The sequence below is a fragment of the Paenibacillus sp. 2TAB23 genome, assembly GCF_052115165.1.
Taxonomy (GTDB): Bacteria; Bacillota; Bacilli; order Paenibacillales; family Paenibacillaceae; genus Pristimantibacillus.
Map to the genome: position 1 here is coordinate 310,588 of NZ_JBFRGD010000005.1, position 22,593 is coordinate 333,180.

Sequence of the window (22,593 nt, forward strand, 5' to 3'; positions counted from 1 at the left end):
CATGACAGCATCTCTTCATTTCGGTAAGATTGGTCTAAAGATTTAGATCAAGTCTAAATCCGGAAACCGAATGAAGAGGTGCTATTATGGAAAGTTTTTTAACAACGAACTTGGGAACGCCAGTTGGCGATAATCAAAACACAAGGACGGCGGGGCAGCGGGGACCTGCTTTGCTTGAAGATTACCATTTGCTTGAGAAGCTTGCCCATTTCGATAGGGAGCGAATCCCGGAGCGAGTCGTGCATGCAAGGGGAGCTGGCGCGCATGGCGTGTTCCGCACGGAAGCCGGCATGAAGGAGCATACGAGAGCTCATTTCTTGCAGGAAGCGGATATCGAAACCCCGGTATTCGTTAGATTCTCTACCGTTATTAATGGAACAGGCTCACCAGAAACGGCACGGGATCCGCGTGGCTTCGCAGTGAAGTTTTATACGCAGGAGGGCAACTATGATATAGTCGGCAATCATCTGCCGRTGTTTTTCATTCGGGATGCCATGAAGTTTCCTGACATGGTTCATTCCCTTAAACCCGCGCCGCACACAAACCTGCAGGATCCAGCGCGTTACTGGGATTTCATGACGCTGTCGCCTGAATCGACGCATATGCTGACCTGGCTGTTTTCGGATGACGGCACGCCGGCAACTTACCGCGAAATGGACGGGTTCGGCGTACATGCCTTCAAATGGATCAACGATGCCGGCAAGCCTACCTATGTCAAATACTATTGGAAATCGCAGCAGGGCGTGCGCAACTTTACGGCAGCGGAAGCAGGCTTGATGCAGGGAAAAGATTTTAATCATGCGACGCGGGACTTGCATGCTTCCATCGAGCGAGGCGACTATCCGGAGTGGGAGCTACATGTGCAGCTCATGCCGATTGAGCATGTGGATCGATATGCCTATGATCCGCTGGATCCAACGAAGGTATGGCCGGAAGATATGTATCCGCTCCATAAGGTAGGGACGATGACGCTGAACCGGAACCCGGTCAACTACTTTGCCGAGGTGGAGCAATCGGCGTTCTCGCCAAGCGCGCTTGTGCCAGGCATTGAGCCGTCGGAGGACAAGCTGCTGCAGGGACGATTGTTCTCTTATCCAGATACGCAGCGCTATCGGCTAGGCGCCAACTATTTGCATATTCCCGTTAACTGTCCGTATGCGCCTGTCCGCAACCACCAGCGGGATGGGGCGATGACAATGAAGGCTGATCCTTCTACCGTCAACTATGAGCCGAACAGCTTGTCGGAAAGTCCGAAGGAAGCGCCGTCTTATAATGACTCCTACGCCCCTCTTCAAGGAGCAGCGGGCCGTCAACAAATCGATAAAACCGACGATTTCACGCAAGCAGGAGAGCGTTTCCGCTCTTTATCTGAGAGTCAGCAGGCGAATCTCATCGCCAATTTGACGGGAGAGCTGGAGCAAACGAATGATGATATCCGGCTTCGCGCCATCTGCAACTTTTTCCGGGCAGATCGTGCACTCGGCATGAAGCTGTCAGAAAATTTAGGCGTGGATATTCGCAAGTATATGCAGCAAGGTTAATGGAAGAATCTAATATTCATACCTGATGGCAAAGGAAAATGCTGCTTAGACGGCAGAAAAACAGCCGCTTAACCTCCAGATGGAAGGTTAAGCGGCTGTTCTTGTTTATTTCTTCAGTTTATCCCAAGCGGCCTGCATGCCTGTTTCCCAAGCAGCCTCATCGATTCTGCCTGCGATGTATTGTTGGATCACACTAGCGAATTCCTGAGTTACGCCATCTGGGTATTTCGACGATTGCAAGCCCAGTACTTTTTCTGCTTGCACGTAGTTATAAACCTCTGTACCGATGTCGCCCATATCCTCAGGTGTTGCTGTAATCGTCGTTAGAGCCGGGATGAACTTGAATTTTTTGACGATGTATTCTTTACCGATATCGGAAGTAACGAGCCAATTCAGGAACGTTTTTGCTTCTTCTTTCACATCGGATTCTTTGTTGATAACAAGGTTAGCCGGAATGCCGACATTCAGCTTGTCGTTCGCTTCTGCATCTTCGCCAAGCGGCATAGGAAGAACGCCGATGTTCAAGTCTGGATTGATGCTGTCGATTTGTACTTGCGCCCAGTTTCCTTCTTGCATCATAGCCGCTTCGCCGCTTGCGAACAGCGATACCTGCGTGTTGTAGTCGGTTGTAAGCGGGTTTTTGTTGCCGTAGTCCACGGTAAGCTTCATAAGCTTCGCCCAATCGGCGAATTTCTCGTTGCCTGGGATTTTAACCGATCCGTCGTTCAAGCCTGCGATAAAAGCATTTACGTCGGGCTGTTGCGCGAATGCAGGGTTGATCCCTTGGTTCCCCATCAGCCACCACTCTTGGTATGCGTTAGCGAATGGCGTAATGCCCGCTGCTTTGAGTGTTTTTGCTGCTGCTTCCAGCTGGGAGTACGTTTTTGGAAGCTCGGTAATGCCTGCTTTTGCAAAGATGTCCTTGTTGTAAATATAACCAAAGCCTTCAAGGTTCATGGCCATACCGTATACTTTGCCGTCTTTAGTCATTGGTTCAGCAGCTAGAGGCACAAGGTCCTTCACCCAAGCTTGGTCAGAGAGATCCTCGAGCTTGTCCAGCCACATTTCCATCTCAGCGTAGCCGCCGTTGGAGAAGATATCAGGAGCATCGCCAGCGGCGAACTTCGTTTTCAAGGAAGCGCCGTAGTCAGCACCGCCGCCTACCGTTTGGATATCAAGCTTAATGTTCGGGTATTCTTTATTGAATTCCACCGCCAATTCATTCAGGCCCTCAACGATTTCGGTCTTGAATTGGAAAATGGTTACTGTTTTCACTTCGTCTTTTACACTGTTTCCGCCTTCGTTGTTGTTGCTGCCGCCGCATGCAGACAGCACGATGCTCATTGCAAGTACGAGGCTAAGTGACAGCATAGTCAGCTTTTTATTCATGATGCAAATCCCCCTTGATTAATGGTTTATTATATGGAATCGACCGTCCGATTACAAGCGTTAGCCTTTAACCGAACCGGCCGCTACTCCCTCAACGATGTAACGCTGCAAAAGAAGGAAGAAAGCTACGATTGGAGCAATGCCGAGCACGAGCGCCGGAAGCGCAAGATCCCATTGCTTCGTATATTGCCCGAAGAACGCGAAGGTCGCGAGCGGAATCGTCCGCATATCGGGTTTTTGCAAAATAAGCGATGGGAGCAAATAGTCGTTCCACACCCATAGGCAGTTCAAAATAATGACGGTCATAAGCATCGGTTTAAGCAGCGGAAGCACGATACGGAAGAATACCGTGATCGGATTGCAGCCATCCACCGTTGCCGCTTCTTCAATCTCGAGCGGAATTGCTTTGATGAAGCCGTGGAACAGGAACAAAGAAAGCGGAGCACCCAGTCCGAGATAACACATGATCAGACCGACCATACTATTGTTGACGCCCATTACGTTCACGACTTTAAGAAGCGGAATCATGATCGATTGGAACGGAATAACCATAGCCGCTACGAAAAGCATGAATAAAATGCGGTTAAAACGCGTATTGGCGCGAACCATCCGGTAGGCGCCCATGGCGCTGATCAGAGCTGTCAGAATAACTGTGACGACAGTAATGATCATAGAATTGCGGAAAGCCTGCGGGAAGCGAGTCAGCTCCCAAGCGCGGGAATAATTTTCCCATTTGAAAATTTGCGGCCAGCTCGCCGAGTTCGACATGATCTCGCCGAAGGGCTTGACCGAGTTCACAAGCAGGAAATAGAACGGTGCAAGAAACAGAAGGCCGACAATGATCATAACCGCTTCGGTTATGAACAGCTTTCCGGTATATTTTTTGGTACCCATTAAGCTTCAACCTCCTTGCTCTTGGTAACGCGAACCTGTATAAGCGTAATAATAGCGACGACGATAAAGAAGATAAGCGATTTCGCTGTGCCTAGCCCATAACGGTTGTTCTGGAACGCTTCAGCATAAATGTTGAGTGCGACCGATTCTGTCGATTTGAACGGTCCGCCTTTGGTAAGCGACAAGTTTAGATCGAACATTTTGAACGACCATGAGATCGCGAGGAACAAACAAACGGTAATTGCAGGCATGATAAGCGGTAAAATAATGCCGCGAAGCACTTGGAATCTTGTAGCTCCGTCGATCTCGGCAGCTTCAAGCACTTCTTTCGAAACGTTAGTCAGCGAGGCAATGTAGACAACCATCAGATACCCGGCAGACTGCCATACGAATACCATCGTAATACCCCAGAAGCCGGTCGTTTCGTCGCCGAGCCAAGGAAGGTTGAAGAAGGACCAGCCGGTCATGTCGCCAACGGTGGAGAAGCCTTTTACGAATATGAACTGCCAGATAAACCCGAGCAGAAGCCCGCCGATAACGTTCGGCATAAAGAAGATCGTACGCAGGACGTTCCTTGCTTTCAGCTTCTTCGTCAACAGATACGCTAGGAAAAAGCCGACCAAATTGGTTAGCAGCACGCCAACGATCGTGAAGCGAATGGTGAACCAGAAGGATGACCAGAAATCGGAATCATTCGTAAAGATTTGTTTGAAGTTATCGAAGCCAACCCAATTTACGGTTCCTGCAACGCCGTTCCAATCGGTAAACGAGTAGTACATGCCAAGCAGAAACGGGATAATCATAATAAGTAGAAAAAAGATGGTTACCGGGCCTACGAATACGAGCTGAGGCCACCATCCGGACATTCTCTTGCTGCCCATCTTAGGAACTCCCCTTTCTTTTCACCAGAAAACTATTGTATGTTTAATTATGCAAGCCAGAGAGCGCGATAAACACCGACGGATGTGACCGGTCAGGTGCAATATATTGATCGGGAGCGGAGGAAGGTTCACTTGAGGTTCAATAGTATACGCACGAAATTAATTGTTTTCATGCTGTTGGCAACGATTGTACCCATCGTGACGACGATGATCGTTACCTACAGCTATACATCGCATTCCATGAAGGAAAGGGCGCTTGAGGATACGGAAAACCTGCTCTACCAAGGGCAGCGCAACGTAACTGCTGTTCTTGAGGAGCTTAACTTGGGCTCATTGAATGTATATTCCGACCCCGAGCTGTATCGGCAGCTGCAAACGGGGCTGGCCGATTTCCAGACGGATAGCAGCGTTTTTGCTGCCATGTCCTATATGAAATCGTCGGTACCCGATGTGCATCAGGTTTATTTGTACGCAAGCTTGGGACAAAGGGCCACGATTGTTACGAATGTGGCAGGCGCAAAGCGTGCGAATGAGGTTGAGCCATTCCCGGAGCTTGTCTCCTATGTTGGCAGCGGGAAGAGTGCAGCTATGCAGCCGACGCATATGAGCCATACCTATGGCTTCACCTCCCTGCAGCCGCAGCAGCCAAGCGAGAAGGTGTTCACGCTGCATCGGCGGATTGAACGCGTTCCTTCTAATGAGGAGCTGGGCTTCGTCGCCATGGACGTGAAGCTGTCCCTGCTCACTGATATCGTCGGCCAGCTCTACGACCGCAGCGAAGAAGAGCTATACGTCGTAGATGAGAACGGATACTTTATATTTGCGGATGATGACGCGCTCCTAGGAAAGCCTGTGGCAGCCTCTTGGTACATGGGTGCGCTTGCAAGTGGAGAATATAATAGCGGACATTTCGAGAAGAACGGAGCGCTGTTTGTGTATGACCGCGTTCAAACAGCAATTGCGGATTGGGTAATCGTGAAGCGCATTCCTACTTCCTATTTGATTCGCGAAGCCAATCGAGCAGTGGCTATCAATTTGCTTGTGCTCGCTTTATCGCTAATTGTAATCGTAACCGCAACCGTTATTGTTTCTCTTCGTATAACAGCTCCTGTGAAGCAGTTGGTCCGGTATATGAATCAGGTACAGGCCGGTAACCTGCAGGTGCCGATCCAGAATGCCGGCAAAGATGAGATTGGACTGGTTCTCGTACGCTTCCGCAGTATGATGGACACGATTAACAACTTGATATTGCGTGAATACAAGCTGGAGCTGGCGAATAAAACGAATCAGCTGCGGGCGCTGCAGGCGCAAATCAATCCGCATTTCTTAAATAACACGATTCAGATTATCGGCACGCTGGCGCTTGAGCTGGGCGTGCCACGCATATATGCACTGCTGTCCGCGCTAGCCCGGATGATGCGCTACAGCATGGATAACGAGGCAAAAACAATTACGCTGAGGGACGAACTTGCTCATTTGAAGGCATACGTTGAGCTGCAGAAGGAGCGGTATGAGAACCGATTCTCCTTCCAAGTTGAAGTAGATGACTCCCTGCTGGATGCAGAAATGCCCAAAATGCTGCTCCAGCCCGTTATTGAAAATTATTTCAAGCACGGTATGGATAAAACCGCGGAGGACGGATTGCTCCTGCTTCACGCCCGTCTGCGCGAGGGTCAGCTATTGGAGATCGTGATCGAAAATAATGGCGCCTCTATTCCACCGGTACGGCTGGCGGAGCTGCAGCGCGAGCTGGCTTCAGCTCCGTTCAAGGATGATATCCTTGGCGATATGCCGCATGCCGATATGGAAACGAATCCTTCAACTGAATCATCTGGCCAGCCTTCTGAAAGCGCCGACTATTCCGTCAAGCTGGCACAGGCAGGCGCGGAGCCTAAGATAGGGCTTAACAACGTACTCGCCCGTATGCGGATGATATATGGCGAAGCCGCGCAGCTGCATGTTGAGAATAAGACGGGGAAGGGTGTAAAGATTACGCTGATTCTTAAGAGACTGCATGAGAAGGGAGGGAATACAAATGAAAGCATTGATCGTTGATGATGAAGCGCGTGTTCGCAAAGCGGTTAGGCTGCTCGTAGATTGGGAACTGCACGGTATCGACGAGATTGAGGAAGCTGGCGGAGGTTTCGAAGCTATTCAGCTGATGCGCCAGGGAAGACCGGCAATCGTGATTATGGACATGATGATGCCGGAAGGCAGCGGCGTTGATCTCATGGCGGCGGTTAACGAATTTGCCGGTAGTGTCAAGTTCATTGTCGTAAGCGGACGCGGCGATTTTGATTTTGTCAGGGAAGCTGTGCGCCATGGGGGAATCGATTATTTGTTGAAGCCAATCGAGCCGGAGGCCATTAATGCGGCTGTTGCAAAGGCTGCGCAGCAGTGGCTGCTGGAGGAGCAGGAGCGCAATGACCGGCAGAAGCAGAGCATGCGCCTTAATGAGTTTAAGCCCGTTTACGGTGAGAAGCTGCTGACGGGGCTCATCAATGAGCCGAGCACGGCATCAATCGTTTTGCGCCGGCTGCATGAGGAGGGACTAGTCCCTGAAGGGACGCGAACGGCACGATTGGCTTTACTTCAGGTTGATGCAAGCGACAAGCAGCTTCATGAGCGGTTTGCTTGGGATAGTGACCTGCTGCATTATGCGATTATTAACATTTGCAATGAGTTTCTAGTGGTCAGACAGAATGGCGTTGCGTTCCGTCATTGGGGAGCAGCGACTGAAATCGTGATCGTGGTATGGGGAAATGGCGAGAAGCTGCTCGGCATTCTTCAGGAAATCAATGATGGCTTGTTTGTGACGCTGCAGCGGCGCATGCATATGGGAATGAGCAGTCCAGATCATTTCCCTGATGCGATGCCGATGCAATACGAGGAGGCGCTATCTGCTTTGCATAGGCGCAACGCGCTGGATGCCAATGATTTTACGCACAGCAGCACGGAGACAGCAGCCGTGAAGCGCATGACGTTCACGGATTGCGAGGAGGAGTGGAAGGTAGCAGCACTAAGCGGAATCGAGGGGCAGCTGACTGCAGCATCGGGAAGATGGTTGGAGGCTGCACGATTATCCGGTTATTTGTCACCACAAATGCTGGAGGAATATAAGGGAGACGTGCTGCAGTTCTGCGTACGGCTTCTGCGCGATGCCCCGGGACGACAAGCTGTAGAGGAGAACGGACTTCTCAGTACGGAAGAGCTGTTGGAACACTCACCTTATGCACATGCGAGCGCGCTCTCGATTCAAGCATGGCGAGATTGGTCTTATGAGGTTCTGCAGCGCTTGTCGCAAGCAATCGTACAGCGGCAAGCACAGGAGAAAGCGAAGATGAGCGACATTGCTGCTTTTATCGAGCAGCACTACCAAACCGAGCTGTCCCTACAGGACATTGCGAAGCGATTTTTTGTCAGCCGTGAATATGTATCGCGAAGGTTCAAACAGGAGTACGGCATTAACATCACTGATTACATAACTGGCATTCGTATCGATAAAGCAAAGCTGTTGATGGTTAATCCTAATCTGCGGGTAGCCAAAATAGCCGAGATGGTCGGTTTCCATGACGAGAAATATTTCAGCAAAGTATTTAAGAAGCAAGAGGGTGTCTCACCCAAGGCCTATCGAGCCAGCCAGTCGATGTAAATAAGGCAATGGAAATCGACAAAAGGGTAATCTGTTCTCTATTTGCAGTGCTCCTGATTTTGCAGTACGATGAAAGGAATAATTGAACAAGTTTCCAAGTTCAACAGGGGGAGGACGCAGTGTTGTTGTCTACGCACTTGATCCAAATCGGCTCGATCATTGTATCGGCGCTCGCTGGCCTCGCATTAATCATACTTCGTATCCGTGCAGGAAAACAGCCTGTTTCGCTGCGAAAAATCGCAATACCTCCGCTTGGCATGGCAACGGGATTTATGATGTTCGTATTCTCAGCCACTCATATTCCTTGGATATGGGGGATTGCTGCTTTTCTTACTGGCCTGCTCATATTCGCATTCCCATTAATCGTAACCACACGTCTAGAACGCGTGGAATCTGACATTTATGTCAGGCGTTCAAAGGCTTTTGTATTTATTATGATGACATTATTCGTCATAAGGCTGTCTTTGCATGGGGTTGTGGAAGAGTATATGTCGATTCCGCAAACGGGGGCAATCTTCTACTTGCTTGCGTTTGGTATGATTGTGCCTTGGCGCCTTGCCATGCTTAGCGACTATTTAAGGCTGCAAAAGTTAGAATCGTAAACCGCAATTGGACTTGTAACCGCAATAAGGGGGAAACCGTATGGATCAGAAGTTGACCGAGCAAGTAAAGTTAACCCAGAACAAATTACGAAGGCGGACATTATCCACGATTTTTCAAGAATTTGACCAGAAGCTGATGAAGCTGACGCGCGTTAAGCGTGAGGAGAAATATGCGAAAATGTCGGAAACGGCTTTTTCTTTTTTTAGAGGCAGCGCCTATTTGTTTTATTTCGACGTATCACGGGAATGGTTTCCTTATCACACACCGGTAAGTCGGCCTACTTGGATTCAAGGGGACCTGCATTTCGAGAATTTCGGGGCGTTCCGCAATGAGCGCGGCGCGCTTGTCTATGATGTGAATGATTTCGACGAGGGTTACTTGGGTTCGTATCTCTATGACCTGATGCGTATGTCGGTCAGCATTGCGCTTGTTGGCCGGCTTAAAGGGCAGACTTATAGCAATCAGATAAGCGGAATTGAGGCGTATCTGCAGGCGTATTCCAAACAGATGCGGCGCTTCACGAAAGGAAAGGATGACCCAGGCATCTTTGCCGTTGATTTGGAGCGGGCGGAAGGTCCTGTTAAGAAGCTGCTCAAAAAGCTGCAAAAGCGCAAGGATCAGCATTTCCTCGAAAAAGTGACCGCGCTTGTGCAGGAGCATCGCCAGTTTGCTGTAACGGATGAAATTGTGTCTCCTACCGAGGAGGAGCGGGCGGCTTTGCTTGAAGCATGGCCTGATTATTTGGCAACTGTCGCCGCAGATGACGCAGAGGAATTGCGCCACTTCAAAGTGAAGGATATTGCAGTCAAACACGGTTCGGGAACAGCCTCGATTGGACTTGACCGCTATTATGTATTAATCGAGGCCGGCGAGGGCTCAGATGGTGAAGATGATATCGTGCTTGAGGTGAAAGAGGTGCGTGTACCGGTACCGGCTTACTTCATGCCTTATAGCGAATCGTTCTGGTCGATGTTCGAGCACCAAGGTAAACGGGTAACGATGACGCAGAAAGCGATGCATCACGAGGCGGACCCTTATCTTGGCTGGCTGTCAATCGGAGAACGGCATTTCTATGTCCGTGAGCGTTCGCCGTACAAAAAAAGATTAAAGCTGGAATCCCTAGAGACAGCAGGAGATATGTTATCAGTAACGGATACGATGGGGAAATTAACGGCCAAAATGCATGCGAGAGCGGATACCGATGTCGCGCAAGGCATATTGGCGTATCACAGTGAGGTTGAGATTGTCAAAGCGATGGGCAATGACGAGGATGCATTCTGTACCTCGATTGCCAATTGGGCTGTATCGTATGCCGATCAAGTGGAGCAGGATTATGCTTTGTTTACAGAGTGGCTAAGCGGAAGAAAGAAACCGTTGCAATCATAAATAAGTTATTGAAAAGGACCGCAGATTAGCGTAGGTGAACTGTGACCCCTAAGAGGGTCACTTTTTTCAAAGTGTCCTTCTTAGGGGTCACAGTTCATAGGAAATCTGGCTTCTTCTTTTCATTTGTTGAGCATATTGTTGTGTTATCCTATCATCCGCACATCAATAGAGAGATATACTTCAATGGAAATTGGAGCATGCGGCGCTCTGCTCCATTTTCCATATAGAATTACCTGGTTAGGTCATTTGCATCCCTGTTCTTTTAAGCTTCAACGTATAATTCGCCTAAAATGTGCTTGATATGATAGGAACCCTCACTAAGCTCTGAAGCAATAAATGGTTCAACTTTGCTGGACTCTACTCCGTACATCACTTCAATTTCCTTCGAAAACAAAAGTGGGCTTTCCTTTATCCATTTCGCGAGTGGCTTTACCTGTTTAGGTTTAACTGGATCATTCAAGATTTGCACAAGAGCGTCGACGTAGGTTTCCAAAGTCCGCGCTCCAACAATCTTAACGCCTTTACCTTCTTCATCCACCATGATGACGGTTGGAAATCCCGTAACGCCGAGTCTAGCTACTAAATCAAAATCTTGTTCTAACCGATTTTGTGCCTCTTCGAGTTCGGATTCTTCAAAAACTTGGCTTCCATTAAGTCCGATTTGGTTGACGATTTCAATGAGCACCTGCTCTTCGCCAATATTTTGATTGAAAGCAAAAACAGCCTCTCTAGCTCTCCGCAAAAATTCATTTTCTTTTCCCTTATACTTATTTTGAATCACTTTATAAACTCTGGAAGGCGGGTAAGAAGAGCGTACTGGATTTTCACGCCACAATGTTCCGTCAATTGGCATGCGTGAATGTTTGCCCACTTCCTTCCAATGTTCTTCAACGTCAGAAGGTTTCTGAATCCCGTTTGCAGAATCCCCGAACCCATGCCAGCTAGCCAATAATCCCCCCATTATAATATTTACGTTGAAGTACTGGCCATACTGCTGAAGGAATCGATTTAGTACAGGTTCGAGCGCCCAACAATGAGAACAGATCGGATCCGTCACGTAATATAACGTTATTTTTTTAATTTGCTGATTCAAGTCGAATCGTTGAATTGGATCTTCGTCGGCAACACCGCAGACGCCCGTTTCAAGGTCACACATCATATTTTGGTTGTTCATTATTTACATCACCTTTCAGGGTTTTTTTCACCCAATAGTTACTCTCTCTTGCCTTGTACTTCCTGTAACCATTTCGATTTTAACGATTTTCTCACATTTCTAAAAATTTTGTAAGTAACATTAATTAATGCACTGTGCATGGTATGATTATAATACTTAGATAAATTTGAACAAGTACGATCATTTTTCTTACTAAGTATCAAAAAATATACTATTAGGAGAATCATCATGAAATACGACTTTAAACTTAATGAATTGTGCCCAGCGACCTTCGCCTTTTCAGTGATAGGAGGAAAATGGAATTTACCGATAGTAGCGATTTTGAGTGAAAATAACAATATCAGATACAACGAATTAAAAAGACGTCTTCACGGTATCACCGGAACGACGTTAACCAACTGTCTGAAAGATCTCAGCGACTACGGGATCATTCATAGGGAGCAATACAATGAAGTCCCTCCCCGTGTTGAATATTCACTCACTACTACTGGGAAAGAGCTAGTACCATTAATTGAATCTGTTGTTGCATGGGGGCAGAAGAATATTAAAGTTACGGAGTAAGATACCCCAACCGATTACGGATACGTACAAGATCGGGTGTGCGCTTAAATCGAGCCTCTCAGTCTTAAACTTTATAGTTACAAGACACTCGCTAGTTACGCGGTCCTTTCTATTGGACTAACATTTGACTTGTCTATTCAGACATGGTATTCTATTTCTATAATCAGTTGTATACAATTTAATTTATTTAAATTTAATTCGCTAGAGGAGGCAACAAATAATGAGCATTTATTCGTATGACGTAGAAACAATAAAAGGCGAACAACAAAGTATGGAGCAATATAAAGGCAAGGTGCTGATAGTCGTCAATACGGCAAGCAAATGCGGCTTCACCCCGCAATATTCGGATTTGCAAAAGCTATATGAAGAATATAAAGATCAAGGTCTTGAAATACTCGGTTTTCCAAGCAACCAGTTTGCTGAGCAGGAGCCAGGAACGAACTCCGATGTGCAAAGCTTCTGCCAGCTGAATTACGGCGTCACATTCCCGCTCTTCGATAAGACGGATGTTCGGGACGAAACGGCTCATCCATTGTTCAGCTATTTAACCGAGGAGGCTCCTTTCGCAGGATTCAATACGAACGAGCCGAGCGGGAAAATGCTGAATGCCTTTCTTGAGGAGAAGCTGCCTCATTACCTAGAGGGAAATTCTGTAAAATGGAATTTCACTAAATTTCTAATAGACCGTGAAGGAAACGTCATTAAACGGTTCGAATCGACCGATGAACCACTCGCGATGAAGGCCGAAATCGAAGCCTTGCTTTAATGCTCCCTCAGTTAAAAATGAAATACATGCGGCTTCCCGGCGAAAAAAAGCCCATATAATGGCTTTTTAGGTCGTTTTGAGCAGAGAAATGACGTTTCGGGCCAAATTCTCTGAACGGCATGCCTGTCATTTCGACAAAAGCTCGTTCCAACGATGCCAGCGGTGCGGAATATACGAACGAATTCGGTTTTGTGAGCATGCCAAAGAGGCGATTGTCTTCGGACAATCGCCTTTTGGTTTACTATTTCATCTGTCATACCTCAGAATCTTCGTAACAATTGGAATGAAGTTCCCGCTGTACACCTCGCACGATTATCATAAGCGAATCATGTGCTCTCTATGTACCTTGCAAGAATAACGTTAATGAACCGCATTTCCTCTTTATCTACCATAAGATAATCGTTCGCGACGCCGTACATTCTCGGTGTCACCGTATGACAATCGTTCATGAACACGTACATTCTCTTTAACCACCGCAGAGCTATTCATTAATGAACCGTTCTTCCTCTGTATTCATCATAAGGTTAATGGTAACGAGCCATACTTCCTCTATATTCACCGTAAGTTTAACCTAATGTACTGTGCTCCTTTTGTTCCCTCGTATAGCTATCATTGTCGAATCGCACTTCCTCTATATCCATCATAAGGCTAATGGTAATAAGCCATGCTTCCTTTATATCCATCGTAAGACTATCTTACTGAACCGCGCTTCCAATGTCTCTCTTGTGACTATTGTTTACTAGCTGTGCTCCCTCATTTTCAATTCATATCAATCTGATAAGACGGTAGGCAGAGAGGTTGTATTTTAACAGAAAAATCGAAATTATAGTTCCGGCCTTCCGTGCAAAATGGAGGGAATGGAATTAAGGTGACATCTAATAAATTAACGTTGTAAATATGCAATTTAAATGAGAAGTATATCCACATAATCTTTTTTGTAATTAGGGGATTTACTCGTGTTTGTAAAATTAATTTAGTTGTAAATAGATAAAAAAGAAAATCGAAATATGATTTACCTATGTCTGAATTTAAAGTGGTTTTTGAGAATTTTTCATGTGTGAAAAAAGTTATTTTATTTAGGTTTATTTTAAGTGGTGTTATGCTTCCCACCAGGTTAAATTCGCCCTCGTTCCAAGCACACCAAGCAAGGTTAAGGAACCTCTTACGTTGACGATAAGCCATTGCCCTGGAGGAATGACAATCCCGCCCGTGTAAGCAAATCGAAAGGGAGTAGGGTAAGCCGGATAAATCATAAAAGTGTTCCCGCCAGTTGGCGCGCTTGTAGACGAGGTTGCTGCCGCGATGCTCGCTACGGGGCTGGTTAAATAAAGATTCGAGGCCGTAATCGAAGAAGGGCTTGTTAGACTTCCACCGCTTAACATAGTGACCTGTCCGCTAAAGCCCGATAACAGGCTAAGTGATACATCGATTGTGCCTCCTATGCTTGCCATGTGAATATTTGTTCCGCTGCCCGCGGGATTATTGAGCCTTATAGTCGTATTCACGGTACCGCCTAATATCCCCAAGCTTGCGCTGGTAGAGGCATCCGTTGAGAAATACCGTGCTGCGCGTGCGGCGCCCGTTGAGGGAGGTGCGGCAGCTCCGGGCTCCTGATAGCCATTCACGACTTGACCGTACAGCTCGTTGCCGGGATTGTCCAAGGGATTGTAGTTCGGCATATTAGACCTCCCACCAAGCGATGTTTGTCGCAGCGGTTATAGCGCCGGGTCCGAGCGACAACGTAATGGAGCGGTTGGGAGGGACTATAATACCGCCTGTGAAATCTAGGTTGAACATGCCGGCAGCCATTGGTAGTGACATGAACTGAGTAGGGGTACCCGTAACCGTGCCTGCAGAGGTTCTGGCCGTAGCGATACTCGTTGTCGTGTTGCCGAATTGACAGTTGAAGGGAGCAGGGGTTGTTCCCCCGGTAACGGTTCCCCCGGCATACAAAATAAGAGTAGCCGCAGCGGTGGTCCCGCCGGAAATTCTTGAAACGTAGAGGGAGCGGCCGCTTAAGTTGGGATTTGTAATTTGGACCAACTGATTGGAGCCTCCAGCTATAGCGGCGTTTGCGGTAGTAACCATAAACAGCCGACCATTGCTTGATGCGTCTGCTTCTGGCGGGGCTATAGAGGCAGAGGAGCTGTAAGGGTTATTAATGAACGTATAAAGCGGTTTATTTTCGGTGTTGAATACGGAATTGTTTGTCACCATGAATCACCTCGTTATCTACTGACATGCCTGTATTTCTAGTAGTATATGGTGTTTCTTGCTTGATTGTATGGGGGAATACGGAGGAAACTTGATTTGGGTGTATGGGTGGCGGAACAATCGCCGTTTCGAATTTCGTAGAGTCGACATAGATTATCGAAGCATGGACACGAGGGGAAGAAATGCAGATGCCAAAATCGGCGAATCGGTGTGAAAGGACTGGTAGGAAAAGGGCCCGCAGCAAGGGACGTAACAAGGAAACCTCAGCGAAGCCGGGAAAACCGAAGTGCAAAGCAAAATGCAAATCAAGATGCAGTCATCGTAAGCATGGGGAGAAATGTGTACCCAGCGGTTTTTGTGAAACGGTTTATAAGGATTTGCAGACAAGTGATCAATTCAAGCCGCTCCCCATGCAAGATACCTCCAACAAGACGATGTATTCGTATGCCATTGTAAACCGTGGAGAAAATCCGGCTGTACTTAGGCTTGAAGTGGGTCCCAACGGCTCTGATTATGCGATTGATATGGAGGGGGTAGTTGAAAAGGGGGTAACGGAGATCGTCGTCCCTTCAAAATTTATGCGCTACTCCAGACTTGCATTGAAATCAAAGCAGAAGGGGCAGCCGACAAAGCTGCAAGTTTATTTTCAAGCACAGTTGGCTAGGTGACCTGTTCTCCCTCGTGACCGTTCCTATTCCAATAAGAAAAAGGTGAAGAAAAATGCCAAACTTCTCATCGTTTAACCCCAATCCGGATAATCTGCGCACGCTCATATTCGGGAAGGACAGTACGGATACCACACAGGCCTTAGCGACGGACACCGCTGGCCGCATCGTGAATATTATGTTAGACGGAACGATCAGCAATCTTATGGGCGTTACGATTACGGCGGGAACCCTCAGCACCATCAATAGCGTAATGGGCGCAACGATCACGGCAGGAACGATAACGAGCTTGCTGGGAGCGACGATCACAGCAGGGACGATTAACAGCTTGCTCGGTGCAACGATTACAGCAGGAACGATCAACAGTGTACTCGGTGCAACGATTACGGCAGGAACGCTGGATGCGGTCAATAGTGTGCTTGGAGCGACAATCACAGCCGGTACGATCACGAGCGTGCTAGGCACGACGATAACAGCGGGAACGATCAACAGTGTGCTCGGTGCAACGATTACGGCAGGAACGCTGGATGCGGTTAATAGTGTACTTGGTGCGACAATTACAGCCGGTACGATCACAAGTGTATTAGGCACGACGATCACAGCGGGAACGATCAACAGTGTACTCGGTGCAACGATCACGGCAGGAACGCTGGATGCGGTTAATAGTGTGCTTGGAGCAACAATTACAGCCGGTACGATCACAAGTGTATTAGGCACGACGATCACAGCAGGAACGATCAACAGTGTACTCGGTGCAACGATTACGGCAGGAACGCTGGATGCGGTCAATAGTGTGCTTGGAGCGACAATTACAGCCGGTACGATCACGAGCGTGCTAGGCACAACGATTACAGCGGGAACGATCAACAGCGTGCTCGGTGCAACGATTACGGCAGGAACGCTGGATGCGGTTAATAGTGTGCTTGGAGCGACAATTACAGCCGGTACGATTACGAGCGTGCTGGGCACAACGATTACAGCGGGAACGATCAACAGCGTGCTCGGAGCAACAATCACTGCAGGAACGCTTAGCAGTGTCACGTCAATATCGCAGAAGAGCTTCCAGGAAACGAGCAGCTTGGACATCGTTACGACAGACGCTTTTACGGCTTTGCCGACTGTAACAACGAGTGTTTTCGGTACGTATTCATTCTTCGTTTACAACAGAGGTCCGGGTGCGAACGCTGCCGATGCACGAGTGGAAATCAGTGCGAATGGAACGAACTGGTATGCCGATGTGGATACGGTGACAGGGGTAGCTGTCGGTTCTGTGGATGTACTTGTTCCGCAGCGGTTTTTGAAATATACAAGGCTTGCGTACCGTTCGAGCGCAACGGGATTGCCGACAACGATTGATGCTTATTTCAATGGACAAGGGACTTAAGCCGCTGACTTAATCAATGCTTTAAAATGTGGGAGGGTATCGCATGCTGCTCGGGGTACATTTAATTGTACGTAACGAGGCTGATGTGCTGGAGCGCTGTTTAAAAAGCGTGAAGGCATTCGCGGACGAAATCATAGTGGCGGATACAGGATCATCGGATGAAACGAAACAGATTGCGCTGCGTTTTGGTGCCCGGGTTCTCGAGATTGAGTGGGAAGAAGATTTCGCCGAAGCTCGAAATAAAGCACTCCTGAATGCTCGAACCCTGTGGGTGCTAGTTCTTGACGCCGATGAGTGGGTGGACTGCCCTGCCCAGATCGGCATTCAGTTGAGAGAAGAGCTGAAGCGCACGCCGGAAGCGGCTTTGCGGATAAAGATGGAGCATATGTTGGATACGGATGACGCAGGAGGCAAGATCCTGAATGAAGCGATCAGGATATTTCGGGCTGATCGGGGCTTTGTATATGTAGGAGAAATACATGAGCAGCTCGTCCGCATTGCTGGACGCGGGACTGAGGCAAGCCGTAAGGTGGATGTGGACGGACCGCTTTCCCAAAGCGGCATCGTCATTCGGCATGATGGTTATTTGCCAGCCGCGATGGCGCGCAAGGAAAAGGCGATTAGAAATGAAAGGATCATTGCGAGGCAGCTGTCCAAGCGTCCCAATGATCCTTTTTGCCTGTACAATTACGGAGTAGCGTTATGTCAGCTTGGAAAGCTGGATGAGGCCTGCCAAGCTTTTGGACGCTCGCTTGTCGAGGTGCGGCTGGAGGCACCCTTCCGCCCTGCGATCATAAGGGACTATGCGAAGGTGCTTTTGGTGCTTCGGCGAATCGGGCAGGCGGAGGCTCTTCTGGAAGAGGAGACCCTACAATATAGCGATTATCCGGATTTGTTCCTACTGCAAGGCGACGCTTTGCGCGCAGGAGGCAGACTGCTTGAGGCGATTCATGCATATGAGGCAGCGATCAATGCGGAGTCGATTGGACGCGGCAGCAGATATTTAGCGGAAGCTGGTGCGGGAAACGTGCTTGCGCATATCGCGCTGGCGGAAATTTGGCTTGAGCTTGAACAGCTGGATAAAGCACAGCTTTTGTTCGAACGAGTGCTGCTGGAGAAACCGTTCATGGAGCGTGGCTACAATGGCTTAGCGGCATGCCATCATGCAGCGGGCAAATCCGATTCGGAAATTTACGAAACGCTATTATCGGCAGCGGGCAAGCAGCCAAAAGGAGAACTTCTAATAGCCCGATCCATGACGAGAGTCGGTGCTTTCGGTACAGCGCTGCCATTGTGGAGAAAGTTGGATTCGTCATTGAACGCTGGCGAATGGCTGTCCGAGAATGTATGTCTTTATGCAAGGGTATTAATTGGCGAGGGGTATTTGGCAGAGGCGGCAGCGAAAATGAATGACTTGCAAATATGGCCCGCAAATGAAAATGAATCGCGGTTGATGGAGACCGCGATAATGGATATTGTTTTGTGCAGCTGGAATGAAGGGCTTAAGCTCAATCTAAAGGATGAGGGAATCCTTTTCCTGAAGTTAAAGGATGATGATCATCTTGTCTTAGTAAGCATCGAGGCTGCGGTGCTGAAGCTTTCTGCTCAGGAAAAGCCGCAAGCTCCATGGCAAGAGAGCAAGGCGGCATGGGGCAGAAAATTACTGGAGCGGGCTGTGGCGCTGGGCATGCTTCATTTGGCCGATCAAATGGTTCAAGCGGATGAGCGGTTGGACTTGATTTTTGAGCAAACGCTTTATGATGAGGGCTACAAGGATGCAGCGGCAGAGAGGATGCTGCGCAGTTATGCTGCGACCGGTGAATTGGCGGGCGGACAATGGCTGCGGCTCGGAGAGCTGCTCTATATAAAAGGGCTATATAGTGAAGCGCTCGGAATGTTTGAGCAAGGCATAGCTGTGTCGGAGCTCGCAGAGAAAGAGCCGCTCCAAACCACAAGGCGGCTGCGGCTTGGAGCGGCTGCTGCAAGCTTGCGTCTTGCTCTGGAGGCACTGAGTTTGGCCGGACCACAAGACAGCCGGACGTGGGATGGAAGCTGGGCTGAAACTGATGCTGTCAAGCTGCTTGCTGCACTGCAGCGCATTGACGGCTTGGGCTGGCGTACGAAATGGAATGGCGTGCAAAGGAGGCGGGCAAATGGTCAAGCCGCGGAAGCTAATTTCCTTATGCATGATCGTTAAAGACGAAGAGCTTCACCTTCCGCGATGCCTCGCAAGCGTGCAAGGCATCGTTGATGAAATGATTGTGGTTGATACAGGCTCTGCGGATCAGACGGTTGCCATTGCGGAGCGTTACGGTGCGCGTGTTGTGCTTGCGGAGTGGGAGCATGATTTTGCGAAAGCGCGAAATACGGGTCTCGCCTTGGCGCAGGGAGACTGGATCTTATTTCTTGATGCTGACGAGGAGCTTGATGCCCATACCGGCAAACAGCTGTTGGCAGAGGCGCATCAGCCTGTCCAAGGGCTTTTTTTGCAAATATGGAACGTAACCGGAGCAAGTGACGATGAGCGCGGGGGGACGGTTCATCCCGTGCTTCGCATGTTTCGAAATGACCCAGCGGTTCGTTTCGAGGGGAGCATCCATGAGCAAATCGCGGCTTCGTTATTGCGGAGATGGCCAAAGGCTGTGTTTCAATTAACAGATACAAAAATTATCCATTACGGCTATAGGCAGGATATCGTAGCCCAGAAGAACAAGCTTCAGCGCAATATGGAGCTGCTTGAGCGTGCGGTGCAGAAGGAACCGGATAACAGCTTCCACCAATACAATATCGGCGTTGAATATTTGCGGGCGGGCATGCCGAGCAAGGCGCTGGAAGCCTTCCGCACCGCACGGCAGCAGCAAGGGTTTGAACAGCTTAGCTATGCGCATTTGGTCGTAAAGTATGAGGTTCGGAGCCTGTTGTCTTTAAACCAGTGGGGGGAAGCGGCAGAGATTGCGAGGTTGGGCGCTGGACAATTCGCTGACTATCCAGATCTTCATCACTATCATGCCTTGGCGTTGGCTCAATGCGGACAGCTGCAATCAGCCGTTTGCTCCGCGTCAGCTGCGCTCGAAATCGGAGCGGCGCCTCCTCAATATCATACGGAGGATGGTATTGGCACATACCGCACGTCCTATATGTTAGGCCGTTTTAAAGAAGTACAGCTGGATACGCAGGGCGTCGTACAGGCTTATATTGCCGCGCTCCGTTTCCATCCTACCCTTACGCCTCCTTTATACAGGCTGTGCAGATATTTGCGCATAGCCGGCGAGGAGTCCCGCATCGCGTCAATTCTTGCGGCGCAGCTTGTCTGCCGCAGCGAAGAGGCGGTCATTAAGGTGGCTGAGATTATGTTGGAAAGCGGCTCCTCTCAAGCAGCTAACGCTTGGGTTGGTTGGCATGCCGCTCAGTTTGGCCGCGATGCTGCAGAGGTTCTTGCACAATGGGTCGAAGTCGAACAGGCGGAGCACAGGGTGTTGAAAGGTGATGAAGACCAACAGGAAGATGCCGGCGAACGATATGCGAGCTTGTGTGGGCGAGTGGACCGGCATTTGGAGCAGCTGCAGCACATTCGAAACCCTGGCACAGGCATGCTGCAAAACGATGCATCTCTTGCAGCACCTCGCGCGGGATCCATCCCTGTTAAAGCGATCGCAATGATCCGCTTGCTTCTGCCTTGCGAGGAAGGTTGGGGGAGTCGCGGATGAAGTCTGGAGAGAATCAGGAAGGAAGCTCAAAGCTTAGCGTTCCTGGAAGGAATCAACTGCCTGTATCGCTGTGTATGATCGTGAGGAATGAGGAGTCGTTTTTGCGGGCTTGTCTGGCTTCGGCCAAAAACTATGTATCGGAAATCATTGTGGTGGATACGGGCTCAAGCGACGACACGATACAAATTGCTGAGCGCTTCGGAGCGATCGTTGTTCGTACAGAGTGGAGAGATGACTTCGCGGCTGCCCGCAACGAAGGATTGATGCTGGCTGCGCAGCCTTGGGTGTTGGTCCTCGATGCCGATGAGCGTTTGGATGAATCCCCGCTTCATTTATGGGAAGACTTGCTTGCGAATCAAGCGATTGCGGGTTACTACGTGAGGTTGTGCAGCTGGATTGGGGCAGCGATAACGAGTGAGCAGCAGCTTGAGCCAGCCGAAACCTATATAAGCGATGCGGTATGCCGCTTGTTTCGCAATGATCCACGCATCCGTTTTACAGGCGCACTGCATGAAGAGGTGGCGACGAGCGTGTCCGAGCTTGAGGGGCAAAGGCTTGGTTATGCCCCGATTACTGTATGGCATGAGGGCTATCGGCCTGAGGTAGTGGAGGCAAAGGGCAAGCGGGAGCGAAACGGCAGGATTCTCATGCAAGCGATTGAGCGAAATCCGGAAGATGCTATGCTCCAATATGCGATGGGTACAGAATGCTTCACTTACAGCAATTGGAGTGGCGCGGCTGCTTGGCTTGCGCCGCTTGCCCCGTCGTTAAAGCCTGAACAAGGCTATGCATCCGACCTTTTGTTGAAGCTGAGCCATGCGCTGCGCTTATTAGGCAGAATTGACGAAGCGGAAGAATGGGCAAGAAGGGGAATTGAGAGGCTGGGATTCGCGGATTTCCCGGATTTGTATGAGGCGTTGGCGTTGGCGCTGCTGGATCAGGATAAAAACGCCGCTGCGCTGCATGTGCTGCAGCAAGCTTTGGAGCTTGGATTAACGCCAGCCCATTATTCGACGGCTCCTGGAGCGGGCAGCTACCGGACGCTGTATACCTCAGGACTTGCTAGCGAGCGGATATATGAATGGGAGGCTGCGTGGCAATATTATGCGTGTTCCGTTTCAGTGCGACCAACCTATATGCCGGCGTGGGAACGGATGCTGCTGCTAAGTACAGTCGATGGGCGATATAGGCAGCGATTCTTGAGGGCTGCTGTCGAGTTGGCAATTGCCGAGGAATCAGGAAAACAATCGTTTCAGCGAATAAGCTCGGCGCTCCTTGAGCGGATGGCGGATGCAGGCTTTATGCAGACGAATGACGGAAAAGATGACGAGCGAGCGGACTCGGTTGTCAGCGGGCTTGTGCTTGCTGCTTCTAATATGGGAACCGATAGTCATGCTTTTTTTTGGCGGGGCTTGTTTTGCGTGCAGCGAGGCCAATTGGAGGAAGGCCGCCTGCTGTGGGAGCAGCTGCCGGAGGATGACGAGCGGCGCGCCGTTTATTTGAAAGCGCTGGAGCTTCGCGGAGCGGCAGCGCCTGAGGTATGGGCGCCTGCAACGGAGCAAGCCCTGCTGCGCGTCGGCGCTTGGCGAGCATGGAGCGCGTTCCGCGCTGCGAGCGACAGCGGTGCGGCTTTGCCGCCGCTGCAATGGTGCGCGGTTATTCGCGCACCGCAGGCTTGCCGCGCAGCGCTGCGCAGCACGCTCGCGAGCGGCAGCTCTGCGCCCGCGCGGCTGGCCGCGGGCGTGCTTGCAGCCGCCGCAGCCGACTGGCGCGCGG

General features: G+C 49.6%; 18 protein-coding genes. 12 read left to right on the forward strand and 6 right to left on the reverse strand.

From position 1 onward, the window contains the following. Nucleotides 1-86 precede the first annotated feature (86 nt). Nucleotides 87-1,541 (forward strand): catalase, encoded by a 1,455-nt coding sequence (locus AB4Z29_RS10845; protein ID WP_441943063.1) that lies wholly within the window; start codon nt 87-89, stop codon nt 1,539-1,541. Nucleotides 1,542-1,646: 105 nt separating this feature from the next. On the opposite strand, the gene AB4Z29_RS10850 is transcribed toward AB4Z29_RS10845, so the two are convergent. The 3 genes from AB4Z29_RS10850 to AB4Z29_RS10860 are packed head-to-tail and all read right to left on the reverse strand — an operon-like array spanning nt 1,647 to nt 4,705. After that, nucleotides 1,647-2,930 (reverse strand): ABC transporter substrate-binding protein, encoded by a 1,284-nt coding sequence (locus AB4Z29_RS10850; RefSeq protein ID WP_441943064.1) that lies wholly within the window; start codon nt 2,928-2,930, stop codon nt 1,647-1,649. 60 nt (nt 2,931-2,990) lie between these two features. After that, entirely contained in the window at nt 2,991-3,824 is an 834-nt protein-coding gene (locus AB4Z29_RS10855; RefSeq protein WP_183562804.1) for a carbohydrate ABC transporter permease, read from the reverse strand. Beyond that, entirely contained in the window at nt 3,824-4,705 is an 882-nt protein-coding gene (locus AB4Z29_RS10860; RefSeq protein WP_441943065.1) for a carbohydrate ABC transporter permease, read from the reverse strand. The genes AB4Z29_RS10855 and AB4Z29_RS10860 overlap by 1 nt, the downstream gene beginning before the upstream one ends. 132 nt (nt 4,706-4,837) lie before the next feature. Here AB4Z29_RS10860 and AB4Z29_RS10865 point away from each other — a divergent pair, with 132 nt between their 5' ends. From AB4Z29_RS10865 to AB4Z29_RS10880, 4 genes are all read left to right on the forward strand, one after another. Beyond that, entirely contained in the window at nt 4,838-6,760 is a 1,923-nt protein-coding gene (locus tag AB4Z29_RS10865; protein ID WP_441943066.1) for a cache domain-containing sensor histidine kinase, read from the forward strand. Beyond that, on the forward strand, nt 6,741-8,357 hold the full coding sequence (locus AB4Z29_RS10870; RefSeq protein ID WP_441943067.1) for a response regulator transcription factor: 1,617 nt from the start codon (nt 6,741-6,743) through the stop codon (nt 8,355-8,357). The genes AB4Z29_RS10865 and AB4Z29_RS10870 overlap by 20 nt, the downstream gene beginning before the upstream one ends. Nucleotides 8,358-8,476: 119 nt before the next feature. Next, entirely contained in the window at nt 8,477-8,959 is a 483-nt protein-coding gene (locus tag AB4Z29_RS10875) for a CcdC family protein (protein ID WP_312890885.1), read from the forward strand. Between the two features lie 40 nt (nt 8,960-8,999). Continuing rightward, nucleotides 9,000-10,346 (forward strand): DUF2252 domain-containing protein, encoded by a 1,347-nt coding sequence (locus AB4Z29_RS10880; protein ID WP_441943068.1) that lies wholly within the window; start codon nt 9,000-9,002, stop codon nt 10,344-10,346. Nucleotides 10,347-10,608: 262 nt separating this feature from the next. On the opposite strand, the gene AB4Z29_RS10885 is transcribed toward AB4Z29_RS10880, so the two are convergent. After that, nucleotides 10,609-11,520, reverse strand: a complete 912-nt coding sequence (locus tag AB4Z29_RS10885) for a DsbA family oxidoreductase (protein WP_441943069.1) — start codon at nt 11,518-11,520, stop codon at nt 10,609-10,611. 228 nt (nt 11,521-11,748) lie between these two features. On the opposite strand from AB4Z29_RS10885, the gene AB4Z29_RS10890 reads away from it, so the two are divergent. Both AB4Z29_RS10890 and AB4Z29_RS10895 read left to right on the forward strand, forming a co-directional pair. After that, nucleotides 11,749-12,081 (forward strand): winged helix-turn-helix transcriptional regulator, encoded by a 333-nt coding sequence (locus AB4Z29_RS10890; protein WP_441943070.1) that lies wholly within the window; start codon nt 11,749-11,751, stop codon nt 12,079-12,081. A gap of 220 nt (nt 12,082-12,301) precedes the next feature. Continuing rightward, nucleotides 12,302-12,847 carry a glutathione peroxidase gene (locus AB4Z29_RS10895; RefSeq protein ID WP_441943071.1) on the forward strand — a complete coding sequence of 182 codons (546 nt, stop codon included), beginning with the start codon at nt 12,302-12,304 and terminating at the stop codon, nt 12,845-12,847. A gap of 1,097 nt (nt 12,848-13,944) precedes the next feature. Here the strand turns inward: AB4Z29_RS10895 and AB4Z29_RS10900 are convergent. Both AB4Z29_RS10900 and AB4Z29_RS10905 read right to left on the reverse strand, forming a co-directional pair. Continuing rightward, nucleotides 13,945-14,526 carry a hypothetical protein gene (locus AB4Z29_RS10900; protein ID WP_441943072.1) on the reverse strand — a complete coding sequence of 194 codons (582 nt, stop codon included), beginning with the start codon at nt 14,524-14,526 and terminating at the stop codon, nt 13,945-13,947. Nucleotide 14,527: 1 nt separating this feature from the next. After that, a complete protein-coding gene (locus AB4Z29_RS10905; RefSeq protein ID WP_441943073.1) occupies nt 14,528-15,064 on the reverse strand; it encodes a hypothetical protein in 537 nt (178 codons plus the stop codon). 374 nt (nt 15,065-15,438) lie between these two features. Here AB4Z29_RS10905 and AB4Z29_RS10910 point away from each other — a divergent pair, with 374 nt between their 5' ends. From AB4Z29_RS10910 to AB4Z29_RS10930, 5 genes are all read left to right on the forward strand, one after another. Next, nucleotides 15,439-15,729, forward strand: coding sequence for a DUF6385 domain-containing protein (locus AB4Z29_RS10910; protein WP_441943074.1), 291 nt, complete (start codon nt 15,439-15,441; stop codon nt 15,727-15,729). A 52-nt stretch (nt 15,730-15,781) separates the two neighbouring features. After that, complete coding sequence (locus tag AB4Z29_RS10915) at nt 15,782-17,110, forward strand: DUF6385 domain-containing protein (RefSeq protein WP_441943075.1); 1,329 nt, start codon at nt 15,782-15,784, stop codon at nt 17,108-17,110. Nucleotides 17,111-17,153: 43 nt separating this feature from the next. Beyond that, nucleotides 17,154-19,307 carry a glycosyltransferase gene (locus AB4Z29_RS10920; protein WP_441943076.1) on the forward strand — a complete coding sequence of 718 codons (2,154 nt, stop codon included), beginning with the start codon at nt 17,154-17,156 and terminating at the stop codon, nt 19,305-19,307. After that, nucleotides 19,264-20,817, forward strand: a complete 1,554-nt coding sequence (locus tag AB4Z29_RS10925) for a glycosyltransferase (RefSeq protein WP_441943077.1) — start codon at nt 19,264-19,266, stop codon at nt 20,815-20,817. The genes AB4Z29_RS10920 and AB4Z29_RS10925 overlap by 44 nt, the downstream gene beginning before the upstream one ends. Continuing rightward, the coding region (locus AB4Z29_RS10930) for a glycosyltransferase family 2 protein (protein ID WP_441943078.1) at nt 20,814-22,593 on the forward strand (1,780 nt) is incomplete at its 3' end. The genes AB4Z29_RS10925 and AB4Z29_RS10930, both read left to right, overlap by 4 nt.